The sequence below is a fragment of the Mesorhizobium muleiense genome (genome assembly GCF_900099905.1).
Classification (GTDB): domain Bacteria; phylum Pseudomonadota; class Alphaproteobacteria; order Rhizobiales; family Rhizobiaceae; genus Mesorhizobium; species Mesorhizobium muleiense.
This window is the reverse complement of sequence record NZ_FNEE01000007.1, coordinates 169,800-184,307: the sequence shown is the minus strand read 5'-3', so window position 1 is coordinate 184,307 and position 14,508 is coordinate 169,800. Positions and strand designations below refer to the sequence as shown.

The 14,508-nt window shown below is 62.5% G+C and carries 15 protein-coding genes; all 15 read right to left on the bottom strand.

Translation table 11 applies throughout. The features are described from left to right. Positions 1-5: 5 nt before the first annotated feature. The 15 genes from BLT09_RS15350 to BLT09_RS15280 all read right to left on the bottom strand — a co-directional run bounded on the left by BLT09_RS15350 (position 6) and on the right by BLT09_RS15280 (position 14,506). Positions 6-1,511 carry an NADH-quinone oxidoreductase subunit M gene (locus BLT09_RS15350; protein ID WP_091594338.1) on the bottom strand — a complete coding sequence of 502 codons (1,506 nt, stop codon included), beginning with the start codon at positions 1,509-1,511 and terminating at the stop codon, positions 6-8. Continuing rightward, positions 1,511-3,484 carry an NADH-quinone oxidoreductase subunit L gene (gene nuoL, locus BLT09_RS15345; RefSeq protein WP_091594513.1) on the bottom strand — a complete coding sequence of 658 codons (1,974 nt, stop codon included), beginning with the start codon at positions 3,482-3,484 and terminating at the stop codon, positions 1,511-1,513. The genes BLT09_RS15350 and nuoL overlap by 1 nt, the downstream gene beginning before the upstream one ends. A gap of 11 nt (positions 3,485-3,495) precedes the next feature. Then, positions 3,496-3,804 carry an NADH-quinone oxidoreductase subunit NuoK gene (gene nuoK, locus BLT09_RS15340; protein ID WP_023798863.1) on the bottom strand — a complete coding sequence of 103 codons (309 nt, stop codon included), beginning with the start codon at positions 3,802-3,804 and terminating at the stop codon, positions 3,496-3,498. A 1-nt stretch (position 3,805) separates the two neighbouring features. Continuing rightward, complete coding sequence (locus tag BLT09_RS15335; RefSeq protein WP_091594336.1) at positions 3,806-4,426, bottom strand: NADH-quinone oxidoreductase subunit J; 621 nt, start codon at positions 4,424-4,426, stop codon at positions 3,806-3,808. Between the two features lie 121 nt (positions 4,427-4,547). Further along, positions 4,548-5,039 carry an NADH-quinone oxidoreductase subunit NuoI gene (nuoI, locus tag BLT09_RS15330; RefSeq protein WP_091594334.1) on the bottom strand — a complete coding sequence of 164 codons (492 nt, stop codon included), beginning with the start codon at positions 5,037-5,039 and terminating at the stop codon, positions 4,548-4,550. After that, positions 5,036-5,287, bottom strand: a complete 252-nt coding sequence (locus BLT09_RS15325; protein ID WP_091594332.1) for a hypothetical protein — start codon at positions 5,285-5,287, stop codon at positions 5,036-5,038. The genes nuoI and BLT09_RS15325 overlap by 4 nt, the downstream gene beginning before the upstream one ends. Continuing rightward, positions 5,287-6,330, bottom strand: coding sequence for an NADH-quinone oxidoreductase subunit NuoH (gene nuoH, locus BLT09_RS15320; protein ID WP_023798860.1), 1,044 nt, complete (start codon positions 6,328-6,330; stop codon positions 5,287-5,289). Before nuoH ends, BLT09_RS15325 begins: the two co-directional genes overlap by 1 nt. Before the next feature lies 1 nt (position 6,331). After that, complete coding sequence (nuoG, locus tag BLT09_RS15315; RefSeq protein WP_091594330.1) at positions 6,332-8,413, bottom strand: NADH-quinone oxidoreductase subunit NuoG; 2,082 nt, start codon at positions 8,411-8,413, stop codon at positions 6,332-6,334. Then, positions 8,413-8,724, bottom strand: coding sequence for a pentapeptide repeat-containing protein (locus tag BLT09_RS15310; RefSeq protein ID WP_091594328.1), 312 nt, complete (start codon positions 8,722-8,724; stop codon positions 8,413-8,415). Before BLT09_RS15310 ends, nuoG begins: the two co-directional genes overlap by 1 nt. Before the next feature lie 8 nt (positions 8,725-8,732). Further along, positions 8,733-9,425 carry an NADH-quinone oxidoreductase subunit E gene (locus tag BLT09_RS15305; RefSeq protein ID WP_091594326.1) on the bottom strand — a complete coding sequence of 231 codons (693 nt, stop codon included), beginning with the start codon at positions 9,423-9,425 and terminating at the stop codon, positions 8,733-8,735. 150 nt (positions 9,426-9,575) lie between these two features. Then, positions 9,576-10,880 carry an NADH-quinone oxidoreductase subunit NuoF gene (nuoF, locus tag BLT09_RS15300; RefSeq protein WP_091594324.1) on the bottom strand — a complete coding sequence of 435 codons (1,305 nt, stop codon included), beginning with the start codon at positions 10,878-10,880 and terminating at the stop codon, positions 9,576-9,578. Between the two features lie 10 nt (positions 10,881-10,890). After that, positions 10,891-12,267, bottom strand: coding sequence for an NADH-quinone oxidoreductase subunit NuoE (gene nuoE, locus BLT09_RS15295; protein ID WP_091594322.1), 1,377 nt, complete (start codon positions 12,265-12,267; stop codon positions 10,891-10,893). Between the two features lie 35 nt (positions 12,268-12,302). Continuing rightward, positions 12,303-12,710, bottom strand: a complete 408-nt coding sequence (locus tag BLT09_RS15290) for a hypothetical protein (RefSeq protein WP_091594320.1) — start codon at positions 12,708-12,710, stop codon at positions 12,303-12,305. After that, positions 12,707-13,897, bottom strand: a complete 1,191-nt coding sequence (locus BLT09_RS15285; protein ID WP_091594318.1) for an NADH-quinone oxidoreductase subunit D — start codon at positions 13,895-13,897, stop codon at positions 12,707-12,709. The genes BLT09_RS15290 and BLT09_RS15285 overlap by 4 nt, the downstream gene beginning before the upstream one ends. A gap of 9 nt (positions 13,898-13,906) precedes the next feature. Continuing rightward, positions 13,907-14,506 carry an NADH-quinone oxidoreductase subunit C gene (locus BLT09_RS15280; RefSeq protein ID WP_167366445.1) on the bottom strand — a complete coding sequence of 200 codons (600 nt, stop codon included), beginning with the start codon at positions 14,504-14,506 and terminating at the stop codon, positions 13,907-13,909. Between the last annotated feature and the right edge of the window lie 2 nt (positions 14,507-14,508).

Below are 14,508 nucleotides of genomic sequence, written 5' to 3'. Positions count from 1 at the left end.
TCGGGTCAGTTCGCCGCCGCGGTCTGCGCGGTGTCGATGGATGCGGTGACATTGGTGACGAGCGCCTTGACCGATGCGGCGGTCGCGTCGAAGACCGGCGCCGGGTAGACGCCGAAGAAGATGACCAGCACGGCCAGCGGGTAGATGATCACCTTCTCGCGCGTCGACAGGTCGAGCAGGCCTTTCAGGCTGTCCTTGGTCAGCGCGCCGAAGATCACCCGGCGATACAGCCACAGCGCATAGGCCGCCGACAGGATGACGCCGGTGGCGGCGAAGAACGCCACCCAGGTGTTGACCCGGAACACGCCGAGCATGGTCAGGAACTCGCCGACGAAGCCGCTGGTGCCGGGCAGGCCGACATTGGCCATGGTGAAGATCATGAACACGGTGGCGTATTTCGGCATGTTGTTGACCAGCCCGCCATAGGCGTCGATGTCGCGCGTGTGCATGCGGTCGTAGATGACGCCGACGCACAGGAACAGCGCGCCGGAGACCAGGCCGTGCGACAGCATCTGGAAGATCGCCCCCTGGACGCCTTCCTGGTTCATCGCGAAGATGCCCATGGTGACGAAGCCCATATGGGCGACCGACGAATAGGCGATCAGCTTCTTCATGTCCTCCTGCATCAGCGCCACCAGCGAGGTGTAGATGATGGCGACGACGGACAGCGCGAAGACCAGCGGCGCAAACATCTCCGAGGCGATCGGAAACATCGGCAGGGAGAAGCGCAGGAAGCCATATCCGCCCATCTTCAGCAGGATGGCGGCCAGGATCACCGAACCGGCCGTCGGCGCCTCGACATGCGCGTCCGGCAGCCAGGTGTGCACCGGCCACATCGGCATCTTCACGGCGAAGGAGGCGAAGAAGGCGAGCCATAGCCAGGTCTGCATGGAGGCCGGGAAGTCGTGCGTCAGCAGCGTCGGGATGTCGGTGGTGCCGGACTGGAAGAACATCGCCATGATGGCGAGCAGCATCAGCACCGAGCCGGCCAGCGTGTAGAGAAAGAACTTGAACGAGGCGTAGACGCGCCGCTTGCCGCCCCACACGCCGATGATGATGAACATCGGGATCAGGCCGGCTTCGAAGAAGACGTAGAACAAGACGATGTCGAGCGCGCAGAACACGCCGATCATCAGCGTCTCCAGCAGCAGGAAGGCGATCATGTAGGCCTTGACGCGCTTCTCGATCGATTCCCACGAAGCCAGGATGCAGAGCGGCATCAGGAAGGTGGTCAGGATGACGAACAGCATGGAGATGCCGTCGACGCCCATATGGTAGGAGATGCCGGAATCCAGCCAGGCAAACTTCTCGACGAACTGGAAGCCGGGCTCCGCATTGTCGAAGCCGGTCCAGATGAACAGCGAGATGATGAAGGTGATACCAGTCGTCCACAACGCTATGGCGCGGATGTTGCGGCGGGCATTCTCGCTGTCGTCGTTGATCAGCAGAATGAACAGCACACCAACCAGCGGCAGGAAGGTGACCAGCGAGAGGATCGGCCAGGCGGTCATCAGAGCATCATCCAGGTGACGAATGCGGCAACGCCGATCAGCATGGCGAAGGCATAGTGATAGAGGTAGCCGGTCTGCAGTTTGACGACCCGGTTGGTGACGTCGACGACGCGCGCCGAAACCCCGTCAGGACCAAGTCCGTCGATCACGGTGCCGTCGCCGGTCTTCCACAGGAAGTGGCCGAGGCGTTTTGCCGGCCGCACGAACAGGAAATCGAAGAGCTCGTCGAAATACCACTTGTTGAGCAGGAAGGCGTAGAGCCCGCGATGCTGCGCCGCCAGGTTTTTCGGCATCTCCGGCGCGCGGATGTAGAATTGCCAGGCAATCGCAAAGCCGATCAGCATGGCGACGAACGGCGACAGCTTCACCCAAAACGGCACTTCGTGGATGTCGTGCAGGATGTGGTTCTCCGGCAGCGTGAACAGCGACGCCTTCCAGAACTCGGCATAGCCCTCGCCGATGAAGGCGCCATGGAAGATCACGCCGGCGAACAGCGCGCCCGCCGCCAGGATGTACAGCGGCACCAGCATGACCGGCGGCGATTCATGGACATGGTGCATGACCTCGTGGCTCGCCCGCGGCTGGCCGTGGAAGGTCATGAAGATCAAGCGCCAGGAATAGAAGCTGGTGAAGCAGGCAGCGACGACCAGCAGCACGAAGGCAAGGCCGGCGACCGGATTGTGCGCGGCAAAGGCGCTTTCGATGATCGCGTCCTTGGAGAAGAAGCCGGCGGTGCCGATGACCGTCACCGGAATGCCGACGCCGGTCAGCGCCAGAGTGCCGATCACCATCATCCAGTAGGTCTTCGGAATGAGCGTTCTGAGGCCGCCCATCCTGCGCATGTCCTGTTCATCGGAGACGGCGTGGATCACCGAGCCCGAGCCGAGGAACAGCAGCGCCTTGAAGAAGGCATGCGTGAACAGATGGAAGATCGCCGCGCCATAGGCGCCGACGCCGAGCGCCACGAACATGTAGCCGAGCTGCGAGCAGGTCGAATAGGCGATGACGCGCTTGATGTCGTTCTGGACGAGGCCGACGGTCGCCGCGAAGAAGGCGGTGAAGGCGCCGATGAAGGTGACCACGATCAGCGCCGAATGCGACAGTTCGAACAGCGGCGACAGCCGCGCCAGCATGAACACGCCGGCCGTCACCATGGTGGCGGCATGGATGAGCGCCGAGACCGGCGTCGGGCCTTCCATGGCGTCGGGCAGCCAGGTGTGCAGCGGCACCTGGGCCGACTTGCCCATGGCGCCCATGAACAGCAAGAGGCAGACGACGGTCATCGCAGCCTGCTTGTCGAGCGCATAGCCGAGGAAGGTCAGCACGGCAGCGCCCTCCGGCGCGCCTTCGGCCGGAATGAACGTCGCCGCATTGGCGAAGATGGTGCCGAGATTGACCGAGCCGAACAGCACGAACACGCCGAAGATGCCGAGCGCGAAACCGAAATCGCCGACGCGGTTGACGACGAAGGCCTTGATCGCGGCGGCATTGGCCGACGGTTTCTTGTACCAGAAGCCGATCAGCAGATAGGAGGCGAGGCCGACGCCTTCCCAGCCGAAGAACATCTGCACGAGGTTGTCAGCCGTCACCAGCATCAGCATGGCGAAGGTGAACAGCGACAGATAGGCGAAGAAGCGCGGCCGGTTCGGGTCGTGATGCATGTAGCCGATGGAGTAGATGTGGACCAGCGCCGACACCGTGTTGACGACGACCAGCATCACCACCGTCAGCGTGTCGATGCGCAGTGCCCATGCCGCCTCCAGCCCGCCCGACTGGATCCAGCGCAGCACCGGCACAGTGAACACCTCGCCCTCGCCGAAGCCGACGGCGAAGAAGGCGACCCACGACAGCACGGCTGATATCACCAGGAAGCCGGAGGTGATGTATTCGGACGCCTTGGCGCCGAGCGACGTGCCGAACAGGCCGACGATCAGGAAGCCGAGCAGAGGAAGGAAGACGATGGCCTGATACATGGTGGTTTCCGTCAACCCTTCATCATGTTCACGTCTTCGACCGCGATCGAGCCGCGGTTGCGGAAGAAGACGACGAGAATGGCGAGGCCGATCGCCGCTTCAGCCGCTGCGACCGTCAGCACGAACAGCGCGAACACCTGTCCGACGAGATCGCCGAGTGCTGCCGAGAAGGCGACGAAATTGATGTTGACCGCGAGCAGGATCAGCTCGATCGACATCAGGATGACGATGATGTTCCTGCGGTTGAGAAAAATGCCGAACACGCCGAGCGTGAACAGGATCGCCGATACGGTCAGATAATGTGCGATGCCGACGACCATCTCAGATTCCTTCGCCCGTCTTGACCTTGCGGATTTCCATCCCCGTTGCCGGCGTGCGGCCGACCTGTGCGGCGATCGACTGCCGTTTGATGCCCGGCTTGTGGCGCAGCGTCAGCACGATGGCGCCGATCATGGCGACCAGCAGCACAAGGCCGGCAATCTGGAAATAGTAGAGGTAGTCGGTGTAGAGGATGTCGCCGAGCGCTGCCGTGTTCGAGCGCGCGGCAAGGTCCGGAATGGGTTTTGCGACCGTCGCCGCCAGTTGCGGCGCGAACGTGTAGCCGCCGAGCACGACGATCAGCTCAGCCGCCAGGATCAGCCCGACCAGCGCGCCGATCGGCGCATATTGCAGGGCGCCTTCCTTCATTTCGGCGAAATCGACGTCGAGCATCATGACGACGAACAGGAACAGCACCATGACCGCGCCGACATAGACAACGAGCAGGATCATCGCCAGGAACTCGGCGCCGGTCAGCATGAACAGGCCGGCGGCATTGAAGAAGGTCAGGATCAGGAACAGCACCGAATGCACGGGATTGCGCGCCGAAATGACCATGAACGCCGACGCCACCGCGACAAAGGCGAAGAGGTAGAAAAAGGCCGCCTCTAATCCGTTCAGCATGGGTTCCCCCGGTTTCCTGTACAAACAGGACGTTCGTCCTGTTCGATCTTTGCCACCGCCTCCGGTCGGCAAGTTTCGTGTTCCTTAGACGAGGCCTCTCGCCCCGTCCATGCGTCAAATGTCAGCGGTACGGCGCGTCCAGCGAGATGTTGCGCGCCAGTTCGCGCTCCCAGCGGTCGCCATTGGCCAAGAGCTTGTCCTTGTCGTAATAAAGTTCCTCGCGCGTCTCGGTCGCGAACTCGAAATTCGGTCCCTCGACGATTGCGTCGACCGGGCAGGCTTCCTGGCAGAAGCCGCAATAGATGCACTTCACCATATCGATGTCGTAGCGCACGGTGCGGCGGGTGCCGTCGTTGCGGCGCGGGCCGGCCTCGATGGTGATCGCCTGCGCCGGACAGATCGCCTCGCACAATTTGCAGGCGATGCAGCGTTCCTCGCCGTTCGGATAGCGGCGCAGCGCATGCTCGCCGCGAAAGCGCGGGCTGGTCGGCCCCTTTTCGTGCGGATAGTTGATCGTCTCCTTCGGCGCGAAGAACTGGCGCATCGACAGGAAGAACGCGCTGACGAAATCCTGCAGCAGCAGCGATTTTGCGGCTTGATACAGCGTGCTCATTCAGCACCCCCAAACATTTGCAACGCGACCGCGGCGCCCATGACGCCACACGCAAGCGGAGAAACCACAAGGTAGAGTCTACGGATCAAATGCTCGCGCATTTGCTTTTCCTCGACGGAAACGGGCAGGCCGAGCCCTTTTGAACGCCCAAACATGTGCAGCGCAGTCGGCAACGCGAAAACAGACGTCAGCCATGCCACCAAGGCGCCAGCAGCGGCGCCAAGCACCAGGATTGCCGGATCGCCCATCACGCAAACCCCGTGATCTTGAGGAACGCGGCGACAATCACCACCATCGCCAGCGAGATCGGCAGGAAGACCTTCCAGCCGAGCCGCATCAGCTGGTCGTAGCGGTAGCGCGGCACAAAAGCCTTCACCATCGAGATCATGAAGAACACCAGGCAGACCTTGAGCACGAACCAGATCAGCCCCGGCACCCAGGTGAAGGGAGCGAAGTCGAACGGAGGCAGCCAGCCGCCGAGGAACAGGATGGTGGCCAGCGCGCACATCAAGACGATGGCGACATATTCGCCTAGGAAGAACAGCAGGAACGGCGTCGACGAATATTCGACCATATGGCCGGCGACGAGTTCCGATTCGGCTTCCACAAGGTCGAAGGGCGGGCGGTTGGTTTCGGCCAGCGCAGAGATGAAGAAGATGACGAACATCGGGAACAGCGACAGCCAATGCCAGTCGAGGAAGGTGTTGGGCAGGCCAACCCTTGTGCCAAGGCCGTCCTGCTGCGACAGCACGATGTCGGACAGGTTGAGCGAGCCGACGCAAAGCAGCACCGTGACGATGACGAAACCGATCGAGACCTCGTAGGACACCATCTGCGCGGCCGAGCGCAGCGCGCCCAGGAACGGATATTTCGAGTTGGACGCCCAGCCGCCCATGATCACGCCATAGACCTCGAGCGAGGAGATGGCGAAGACATAGAGGATGCCGACATTGACGTTGGCGATCGCCCAGCCCTCATTGACCGGGATCACCGCCCAGGCCGAGATCGCCAGCACCGCCGAAACCAAGGGCGCCAGCAGAAAAACGCCCTTGTTGGCGCCGGACGGAATCACCGGCTCCTTGAACACGAACTTCAGAAGGTCGGCGAAAGCCTGCAGCGTGCCCCATGGGCCGACGACGTTCGGGCCGCGGCGCAGCTGCACCGCCGCCCAGATCTTGCGGTCCGCGTACAGGATGTAGGCGACGAAGATCAACAGCACGACGATCAGCACGACCGACTTCAGCAGGATGAGAAGCGCCGGCAGCACGTAGAAGGAGAAGAAGGTGTCCATGCTATTCCGCCGCCTGCCTAAAACCGTTTTTCGCCAGCGCCGAGCACTCCGCCATCACTGCGGAAGCCCGCGCGATCGGGTTGGTCAGGTAGAAATCCTTGACCGGCGAGGTGAAGGCGCCCTTGCCAAGCCGCCCGCCAAGCTTCGCCACCTCAGCGATATCGTCAGCATTGCCGGCCGCGACCTGGTCGATGCGGGCAAGATGCGGGTATTCGCCGTAGAGTTTTGCGCGCAGCTGCGGCAGCGAATCGAACGACAATCTCTTGCCCAGCACATCCGACAGCGCCCGCAGGATCGCCCAGTCCTCGCGCGCATCGCCCGGCGCGAAGCCGGCGCGGTTGGTCTGCTGCACCCGGCCCTCGGTGTTGACGTAGGTGCCCGATTTTTCGGTATAGGCGGCGCCCGGCAGGATGACGTCGGCGCGGTGCGCGCCGTGGTCGCCATGCGTGCCGATATAGACGACGAAGGCGCCGCCGGTGCTGGCCATGTCGATCTCGTCGGCGCCGAGCAGGAACAAAACGTCCATCTCGCCCAGCATGCCGGCGACGTTCTTGCCGCCCTCGCCCGGCACGAAGCCGACATCGAGACCGCCGACACGTGCCGCCGCAGTGTGCAGCACGGCAAAGCCGTTCCAGTCGGCTCTCGCGGCATTGACGGCCAGGCTGAGCTTCGCCGCCTGGCCGAGCACGGCCGCGCCGTCCGAGCGCGACAGTGCGCCCTGCCCGACGATAACAAGCGGATGCGTCGCCTGCTTCAGCACCTGGAAGAATTTGCCGTTGCCGTCGGCCAGATCTTTCAGCGATTCCGGTCCGGCGCCGAGCTGCTCATAGTCGTAGCGCGTATCGCCGACATCGCCGATGACGGCGACCGGCAGGTTGCCGACCCGCCAGCGCTTGCGGATGCGGGCGTTGAGCAAGGACGCCTCGAAGCGCGGATTGGCGCCGATGATCAGCACCGCGTCGGCCTGCTCGATGCCCTCGATGGTCGGGTTGAAGAGATAGCTTGCCCGGCCGAGCGACGGATCGAGCGCGGCGCCATCCTGGCGGCAGTCGGTGTTCTTCGAGCCGAGCGAGGCCATCAGCAGCTTCAGCGCATAGATCTCCTCGACGGCGGCGAGATCGCCTGATATGGCGCCGATCTTGTCGGGCGCGGTTCGCGACACCGCTTCCTTGATCGCGGAAAAAGCCTCGGCCCAGCTTGCCGGAGCCAGCTTGCCGTTCTTGCGGACATATGGCCGGTCGAGGCGCTGGGTGCGCAGACCGTCCCAGATGAAGCGGGTCTTGTCGGAAATCCACTCCTCGTTCACCGCCTCGTTGGTGCGCGGCAGGATGCGCATCACCTCGCGGCCTCTGGAATCGACGCGGATCGCCGAGCCGACGGCGTCCATCACATCGATGGATTCGGTCTTGGTCAGTTCCCACGGCCGCGCCTGGAAGGCGTAGGGCTTGGAGGTTAGCGCGCCGACCGGGCAAAGGTCGATGACGTTGCCCTGCAGTTCCGATGTCATCGCGCTTTCGAGATAGGTGGTAATTTCGGCGTCCTCACCGCGGCCGATCAGGCCGAGCTCGGAAATGCCGGCAATTTCGGTGGTGAAGCGGACGCAGCGCGTGCAATGGATGCAGCGGTTCATGATCGTCTTGACCAGCGGCCCGATATATTTGTCTTCGACCGCCCGCTTGTTCTCGTGATAGCGCGAGGAATCGACGCCGAACGCCATCGCCTGGTCCTGCAGGTCGCACTCGCCGCCCTGGTCGCAGATCGGGCAATCGAGCGGATGGTTGATCAGCAGGAATTCCATCACGCCTTCCCGGGCCTTCTTGACCATCGGCGTGTTGGTGAAAATTTCCGGCGTTTCGCCATTTGGTCCCGGACGCAGATCGCGCACGCCCATGGCGCAGGACGCCTGCGGCTTGGGCGGCCCGCCCTTCACCTCGATCAGGCACATGCGGCAATTGCCGGCGATCGACAGCCGCTCATGGAAGCAGAAGCGCGGCACTTCGGCGCCGGCGTCCTCGGCTGCCTGCAGCAGCGTGTAGTGGTCGGGTACAGTAATCTCTTTCCCGTCGACCTTGAGCTTTGCCATCAATTGCCCCCGGCGGTCTTCGCCGTCTCATATGCCTGGAACAGGTCTTCAAGGCTGATGCCGTTGATCATCATGCCCGCAACCTGCGCGTTTTCTATCTTCACGTTGCTCATGTTCACGTTGGTGAAATACGCGTTCGAAAGATTGGCGTCTTCCACCTTGGTGTTGCTCAGGTTGCTGCGGTGGATCCTGGCCGCCGACAGGTTGACGTCGTGAAACCGGGTGTTCGACATGTTGACGTCATCGAAACTGGAATTGCTGACAATGGCGTTTCGCACGTCGAGAACATCGCGCCTGTCGTGGACCTCCATCGCGTCGCCTACCTCTCGGCCTTGGCGGCCAGCGCCGCCGCCTGGCCAAGCCAGTTGTCGCGACCGATGCGGCCCTTGAACGACAGATAGTCGTCGACCCAGGCGATCTCTTCCGGCGTCCATGTCGCGATCTGGCCGTAGGTCCAGATGCCCAGGCCGTTCAGCACCTGTTCCAGCTTCGGCCCGATGCCCGATATTGCCTTGAGGTCTGCCGGGTTTTCCGGACGATCCATTGCCTTGGGCTGCTTGAAATCCTCCGGCATCAACCCGGCCGGTGCGGCAGCCGCATCCACCACGCTGCGTGCATCATCCATGCTGTTCGCGGCTATGTCATTCACGTTCCTGGCGAAGGACTGCGCCTCGGCGATCAAGGTTTTTGTCGCCGCGCGCGCCTTGGTCGAGGAGCTTGTCCCTGTCTGCGAAAAGCGTTCTACCCTGGCATCGAAATCGTCGACGATCGGCTGGAAGAGCCGCTGCGAGGTCTCGGCGGCTCCCGAGAGCACGCCCATCCACACCCCAAAGGCATGATTGGCAAGCCCGATGCCGAGCGCCGACATCGCTGCCGCACTCGCGACAGGGTGCGCCAGGAGATTGACGGCGCTGGCCATCTCCTTCGGCATCATCCTGGTCAGGTCCTGGTTCATCTTCTCGAACGGGTCCAAATCTGGCATCAAATGTTCGGGTCTCGAATTCAGCGACATAGGTAGTCTCCTGGTCGTTTCTTCCGTATGCCCCGGCCTGTTTCCTCAAATCGGGCACTTGCCCGTATTTCAGATCGGGCATTCGCCCGTATCTCAGATCGGGCACCTGCCCGCATTCCAATCGGGCAATCGCCCGCTTCAAATTCTTCTCTATTCCGCCGCCACCATCACCGGCTCTGCCCGGTGCGCATTGCGCGAAAACTCGTCGATACGCCGCTCCACCTCGCCGCGGAAATGCCGCATCAGGCCCTGGATCGGCCACGCCGCCGCATCGCCCAGCGCGCAAATCGTGTGGCCTTCGACCTGTTTGGTCACGTCGAGCAGCATGTCGATCTCGCGCTTCTGCGCCTCGCCGCGCACCAACCGCTCCATCACCCGCCACATCCAGCCGGTGCCTTCGCGGCACGGCGTGCACTGGCCGCAGCTCTCGTGCTTGTAGAAGTAGGAAAGCCGGGCGATCGCCTTCACGATATCGGTCGATTTGTCCATGACGATGACAGCCGCCGTGCCGAGACCCGATTTCAGGTCGCGCAGCGCATCGAAATCCATCGGCGCGTCGATGATCTGCTCCGCCGGCACCAGCGGCACCGAAGCCCCGCCCGGAATGACCGCCAGCAGATTGTCCCAGCCGCCGCGAATGCCGCCGCAATGCGTCTCGATCAGCTCGCGGAACGGGATCGACATCGCCTCTTCGACGGTGCACGGCGTGTTGACGTGGCCCGAAACGCAGAACAGCTTGGTGCCGACATTGTTGGGCCGGCCGAAGGACGAGAACCACGCCGCGCCGCGGCGCAAAATGGTCGGCGCCACCGCGATCGACTCGACATTGTTGACCGTCGTCGGGCAGCCATAGAGGCCGACATTGGCCGGAAACGGCGGTTTCAGCCGCGGCTGGCCCTTCTTGCCTTCGAGGCTTTCGAGCAGCGCCGTTTCCTCGCCGCAGATATAGGCGCCGGCGCCATGATGCATGTAGATGTCGAAATCGTAGCCGGACGTGTTGTTCTTGCCGATCAGCTTGGCCGCATAGGCCTCGTCGATGGCGCGCTGCAGCGCCTCGCGCTCGCGGATGAACTCGCCGCGCACATAGATGTAGGCGGCGATCGCGCCCATGGCGAAGCCGGCGATCAGGCAGCCTTCGACCAGCGTATGCGGATCGTGACGCAAGATGTCGCGGTCCTTGCATGTGCCGGGCTCGGATTCGTCGGCATTGACGACGAGATAGCTCGGCCGGCCGTCGCTCTGCTTGGGCATGAACGACCATTTTAGCCCGGTCGGGAAGCCGGCGCCGCCGCGGCCGCGCAGGCCTGATGCCTTCATCTCGTTGACGATCCAGTCGCGCCCCTTGGCAATGATGCCGGGCGTGTTGTCCCAGGCGCCGCGCGCCATCGCACCGGCCAGCGACTTGTCGAAGCGGCCGTAGATGTTGTTGAAGATGCGGTCTTTGTCCTGAAGCATTGTTCGTCCCTCAGACCGGCTTCTTGCCGAAGACGCGGATATATTCGGCGACCCCGCCCTTGGCCAGCGCCTTGGCCTGCTTGACCCAATCTTCGCGCTCGATGCGGCCGTGGAAACTGAGATAGCCATCGACCCACTCGCGCTCGGCCTTCTTCCAAGACGCGACTTGCGCGTAGGTGAAGATACCAAGCGAATGCAGGATGCCTTCGATCTTCGGGCCGACGCCCGAGATCAGCTTGAGATCGTCGACCATTGCCGGCCTCGCGATGCCGGCCGGACGGTTCTTGTCCTCGAGCGAAGGCTTGCCCGTCTTGGCATTGGTCGGCTTGGCATTGGTCGGCTTGGCACTGGTCGGCTTGGCATTGGTCGTCTTCGCGGCGGCCGTCTTACCGGCAGCGCCGAGCTGCGTGCCCTTGGCTTCCGGCGCCTTGAAAGCAGCCGCTGGCTCAGCCTTGACTATCGGACCGCTGCGCTGTTTCAAAACCTTTTCGACTTCCGGCGCGGCCTTGTTGGCGTTGGCCGCCGAATGCCGCGGTGCTCTGACGCTCGCCGCCTTTTCCGTCTCCGGTGCGACCTTTGCCGGAGAAGGCGTCTCCAGCGCCGGGCTGGTTTCGGGCGCATCGGTCTTCGGCTTGCTGGCCTTCGACGGCGCAACGGGGCCGGCCGATGCCTGGGCCGGAGCCGCTGGCGCCGCGACAATTGCCGCTGGCGCTGCCTCCCTGGCGGCCTTGGCGGCTGCCTTGGCGTCCTTGTCGCGGGTCGTCTTCAGGATTGCCTTTTCGCTCTTCAGCGTCGTCAGGCCGGTGATCGGCTCGGAGGTGATGCGGCCGTTCTGCGGCCCCGGCGTCACCGAGGCGCCCTTGCCGGCATCATAGAGGTCGATGATCTCGGCAAGCCGCTCCGGCGTCAGATCCTCGAACGTATCCTTGAAAATCATCACCATCGGCGCGTTGACGCAGGCGCCAAGGCATTCGACCTCTTCCCACGACAGCGTGCCCTTGTCGTTGGTGTGGAACTGGTCGCGATGGATTTTCGAGCGGCACAAATCCATCAGCGCTTCCGAGCCGCGCAGCATGCAGGGCGTGGTGCCGCAGACCTGGATATGCGCGCGGGTGCCGACCGGATTGAGCTGGTACTGGGTGTAGAAGGTCGCGACTTCGAGCCCTCTGATGTAGGGCATGCCGAGCATGTCGGAGATCGTCTCGATCGCCGCCTTGGTCACCCAGCCTTCCTGCTCCTGCGCCAGCATCAGCAAGGGGATGATCGCCGACTGCTCGCGGCCCTTCGGATATTTGTTGATCCATTGCTTCGCCGCTGCCGCATTCGCCCGGTTGAAGGCGAAGGCGGCTGGCTGGAGGCTGGCTTCTGCGAGTCGGCGGACTGACATCTAGCGATCGACCTCACCAAACATGTATAGGTTCGTCATCTTGCTGCAGCCTCCTTACAAAGTTTCGCCGTACCGTCGAAACAATGGAAAGTCGGCGAATTTGTCATGACAGGCGGGCAAATGCCGGACTTGCCATTCAATCGAGCGACTAGCCGCACGAGCCCTGCTTTGCCGGAAGCGGCTGCTGATACTTCCGCCTTAGAGAAACTCGCGCCATCCGGCGCTGCGACGCTACACTCGCACGTATCTCTCTTGAAATAGAAAGCATCGACATCAGCAGATTCAGCGGTCGCACTTTCTTGCATGCCAAGCGTGACGTAGCTCAGCCTGAAGTGCTGCTTCACAAGATCGGACGCATCGATAGACGCCCCGCACTCAAATGCATGTGCAGGGTGCAGTGCGACAGCAGTGAAGATCAACATTGAGCTCAGAAGGCGAATCACCGATCCACCTCCCCGAAAACAATATCGAGGGAGCCGAGAACGGCGGTGACATCGGCAAGCATGTGGCCGCGGCACAAAAAATCCATGGCCTGCAGATGCGCGAAGCCGGGCGCCCGCAGCTTGCAGCGATAGGGCTTGTTGGTGCCGTCCGAGACGAGATAGACGCCGAACTCGCCTTTTGGGGCTTCGACCGCCGCATAGACCTCGCCGGCCGGCACGCGGTAGCCCTCGGTGTAGAGCTTGAAGTGATGGATCAGCGCTTCCATCGAGCGCTTCATCGCCGCGCGCTTCGGCGGCACCACCTTGCCGTCGAGGTTCGACACCGGCCCGCTGCCTTCCTTGCCGAGCAGCAGGTCGACGCACTGGCGCATGATTTTCGCCGACTGGCGCATCTCTTCCATGCGCACGAGATAGCGGTCGTAGCAGTCGCCGTTCTTGCCGATCGGAATGTCGAAATCCATCTCGGTATAGCATTCATAGGGCTGCGACTTGCGCAGATCCCAGGCGACGCCGGATCCACGCACCATGACGCCCGAAAAACCCCAGGCCCAGGCGTCGGCTAGCGAGACGATGCCGATGTCGACGTTGCGCTGCTTGAAGATGCGGTTGCCGGTCAGCAGTGCGTCGAGGTCGTCGAGCGATTTCAGGAACGGGTCGATCCACGTGCCGATGTCCTCGACCAGCTGCTGCGGCAGGTCCTGGTGGACGCCGCCGGGCCGGAAATAGGCTGCATGCATGCGCGAGCCGCTGGCCCGCTCGTAGAACACCATCAGCTTTTCGCGCTCGACAAAACCCCACAGCGGCGGCGTCAGCGCGCCGACATCCATCGCCTGCGTCGTCACGTTGAGAATGTGCGACATGATGCGGCCGATCTCGCAATAGAGCACGCGGATCAGCTGGCCGCGCTTCGGCACCTCGATGCCGAGCAGCCGCTCGGCGGCCAGCGCGAAGGCATGCTCCTGATTCATCGGCGCGCAATAGTCGAGCCGGTCGAGATAGGGCACGGCCTGCAGATAGGTCTTGGCTTCGATCAGCTTTTCAGTGCCGCGATGCAACAGTCCGATATGCGGATCGACGCGATCGACGACTTCGCCGTCCAACTCAAGAACCAGCCTCAAAACACCATGCGCTGCAGGGTGTTGAGGTCCAAAGTTGATGTTAAAATTGCGGACGGAGGTTTCAGCCATTCTGGCGTCTCAATTCGTCTTGGCTTTCTCGTCGCCCGGCAGAACGTAGTCCGTCCCTTCCCATGGCGAGAGAAAATCGAAATTGCGGAATTCCTGCTTCAATTCCACCGGCTCGTAGATGACACGCTTGGCTTCGTCGTCGTAGCGCACCTCGACGAAACCGGTCAGCGGGAAGTCCTTGCGCAGCGGATGGCCTTCGAAGCCGTAGTCGGTCAGGATTCGCCTGAGATCGGGGTGGCCCGAGAACAGCACGCCGTAGAGATCGTAGGTTTCGCGCTCGAACCAGTCGGCGCCCGGAAACACTCCGGTGATCGACGGCACCACCGTCTCCTCGTCCGCCTGCACCTTGATGCGGATGCGAATATTCTGCTTCGGCGACAGCAGGTGATAGACGACGTCGAAGCGCTTGGCCCGCGATGGATAATCGGCGCCGCAGACGTCGATGATCGAGATGAACTGGCATTTTGGATCGTCGCGCAGGAAGCTCACCACCTCGATCAAATCGTGCGGCTCGAGCGAGATCGTGAGTTCGCCATAGGCAAACACCGTATCGCCGATCCGGCCGCTCAGCCTCTCGCCGAGATAGGTCGAGAGTTCATTCAGGCTCATCA

What these genes read in the sequence shown, in the direction of transcription:
- BLT09_RS15350 (WP_091594338.1), bottom strand. Translation starts at nt 1,511, where the DNA reads ATGACCGCCTGGCCGATCCTCTCGCTGGTCACCTTCCTGCCGCTGGTT.
- nuoL (WP_091594513.1), bottom strand. Translation starts at nt 3,484, where the DNA reads ATGTATCAGGCCATCGTCTTCCTTCCTCTGCTCGGCTTCCTGATCGTC.
- nuoK (WP_023798863.1), bottom strand. Translation starts at nt 3,804, where the DNA reads ATGGTCGTCGGCATCGCACATTATCTGACCGTATCGGCGATCCTGTTC.
- BLT09_RS15335 (WP_091594336.1), bottom strand. Translation starts at nt 4,426, where the DNA reads ATGCTGAACGGATTAGAGGCGGCCTTTTTCTACCTCTTCGCCTTTGTC.
- nuoI (WP_091594334.1), bottom strand. Translation starts at nt 5,039, where the DNA reads ATGAGCACGCTGTATCAAGCCGCAAAATCGCTGCTGCTGCAGGATTTC.
- BLT09_RS15325 (WP_091594332.1), bottom strand. Translation starts at nt 5,287, where the DNA reads ATGGGCGATCCGGCAATCCTGGTGCTTGGCGCCGCTGCTGGCGCCTTG.
- nuoH (WP_023798860.1), bottom strand. Translation starts at nt 6,330, where the DNA reads ATGGACACCTTCTTCTCCTTCTACGTGCTGCCGGCGCTTCTCATCCTG.
- nuoG (WP_091594330.1), bottom strand. Translation starts at nt 8,413, where the DNA reads ATGGCAAAGCTCAAGGTCGACGGGAAAGAGATTACTGTACCCGACCAC.
- BLT09_RS15310 (WP_091594328.1), bottom strand. Translation starts at nt 8,724, where the DNA reads ATGGAGGTCCACGACAGGCGCGATGTTCTCGACGTGCGAAACGCCATT.
- BLT09_RS15305 (WP_091594326.1), bottom strand. Translation starts at nt 9,425, where the DNA reads ATGTCGCTGAATTCGAGACCCGAACATTTGATGCCAGATTTGGACCCG.
- nuoF (WP_091594324.1), bottom strand. Translation starts at nt 10,880, where the DNA reads ATGCTTCAGGACAAAGACCGCATCTTCAACAACATCTACGGCCGCTTC.
- nuoE (WP_091594322.1), bottom strand. Translation starts at nt 12,267, where the DNA reads ATGTCAGTCCGCCGACTCGCAGAAGCCAGCCTCCAGCCAGCCGCCTTC.
- BLT09_RS15285 (WP_091594318.1), bottom strand. Translation starts at nt 13,897, where the DNA reads ATGGCTGAAACCTCCGTCCGCAATTTTAACATCAACTTTGGACCTCAA.
- BLT09_RS15280 (WP_167366445.1), bottom strand. Translation starts at nt 14,506, where the DNA reads ATGAGCCTGAATGAACTCTCGACCTATCTCGGCGAGAGGCTGAGCGGC.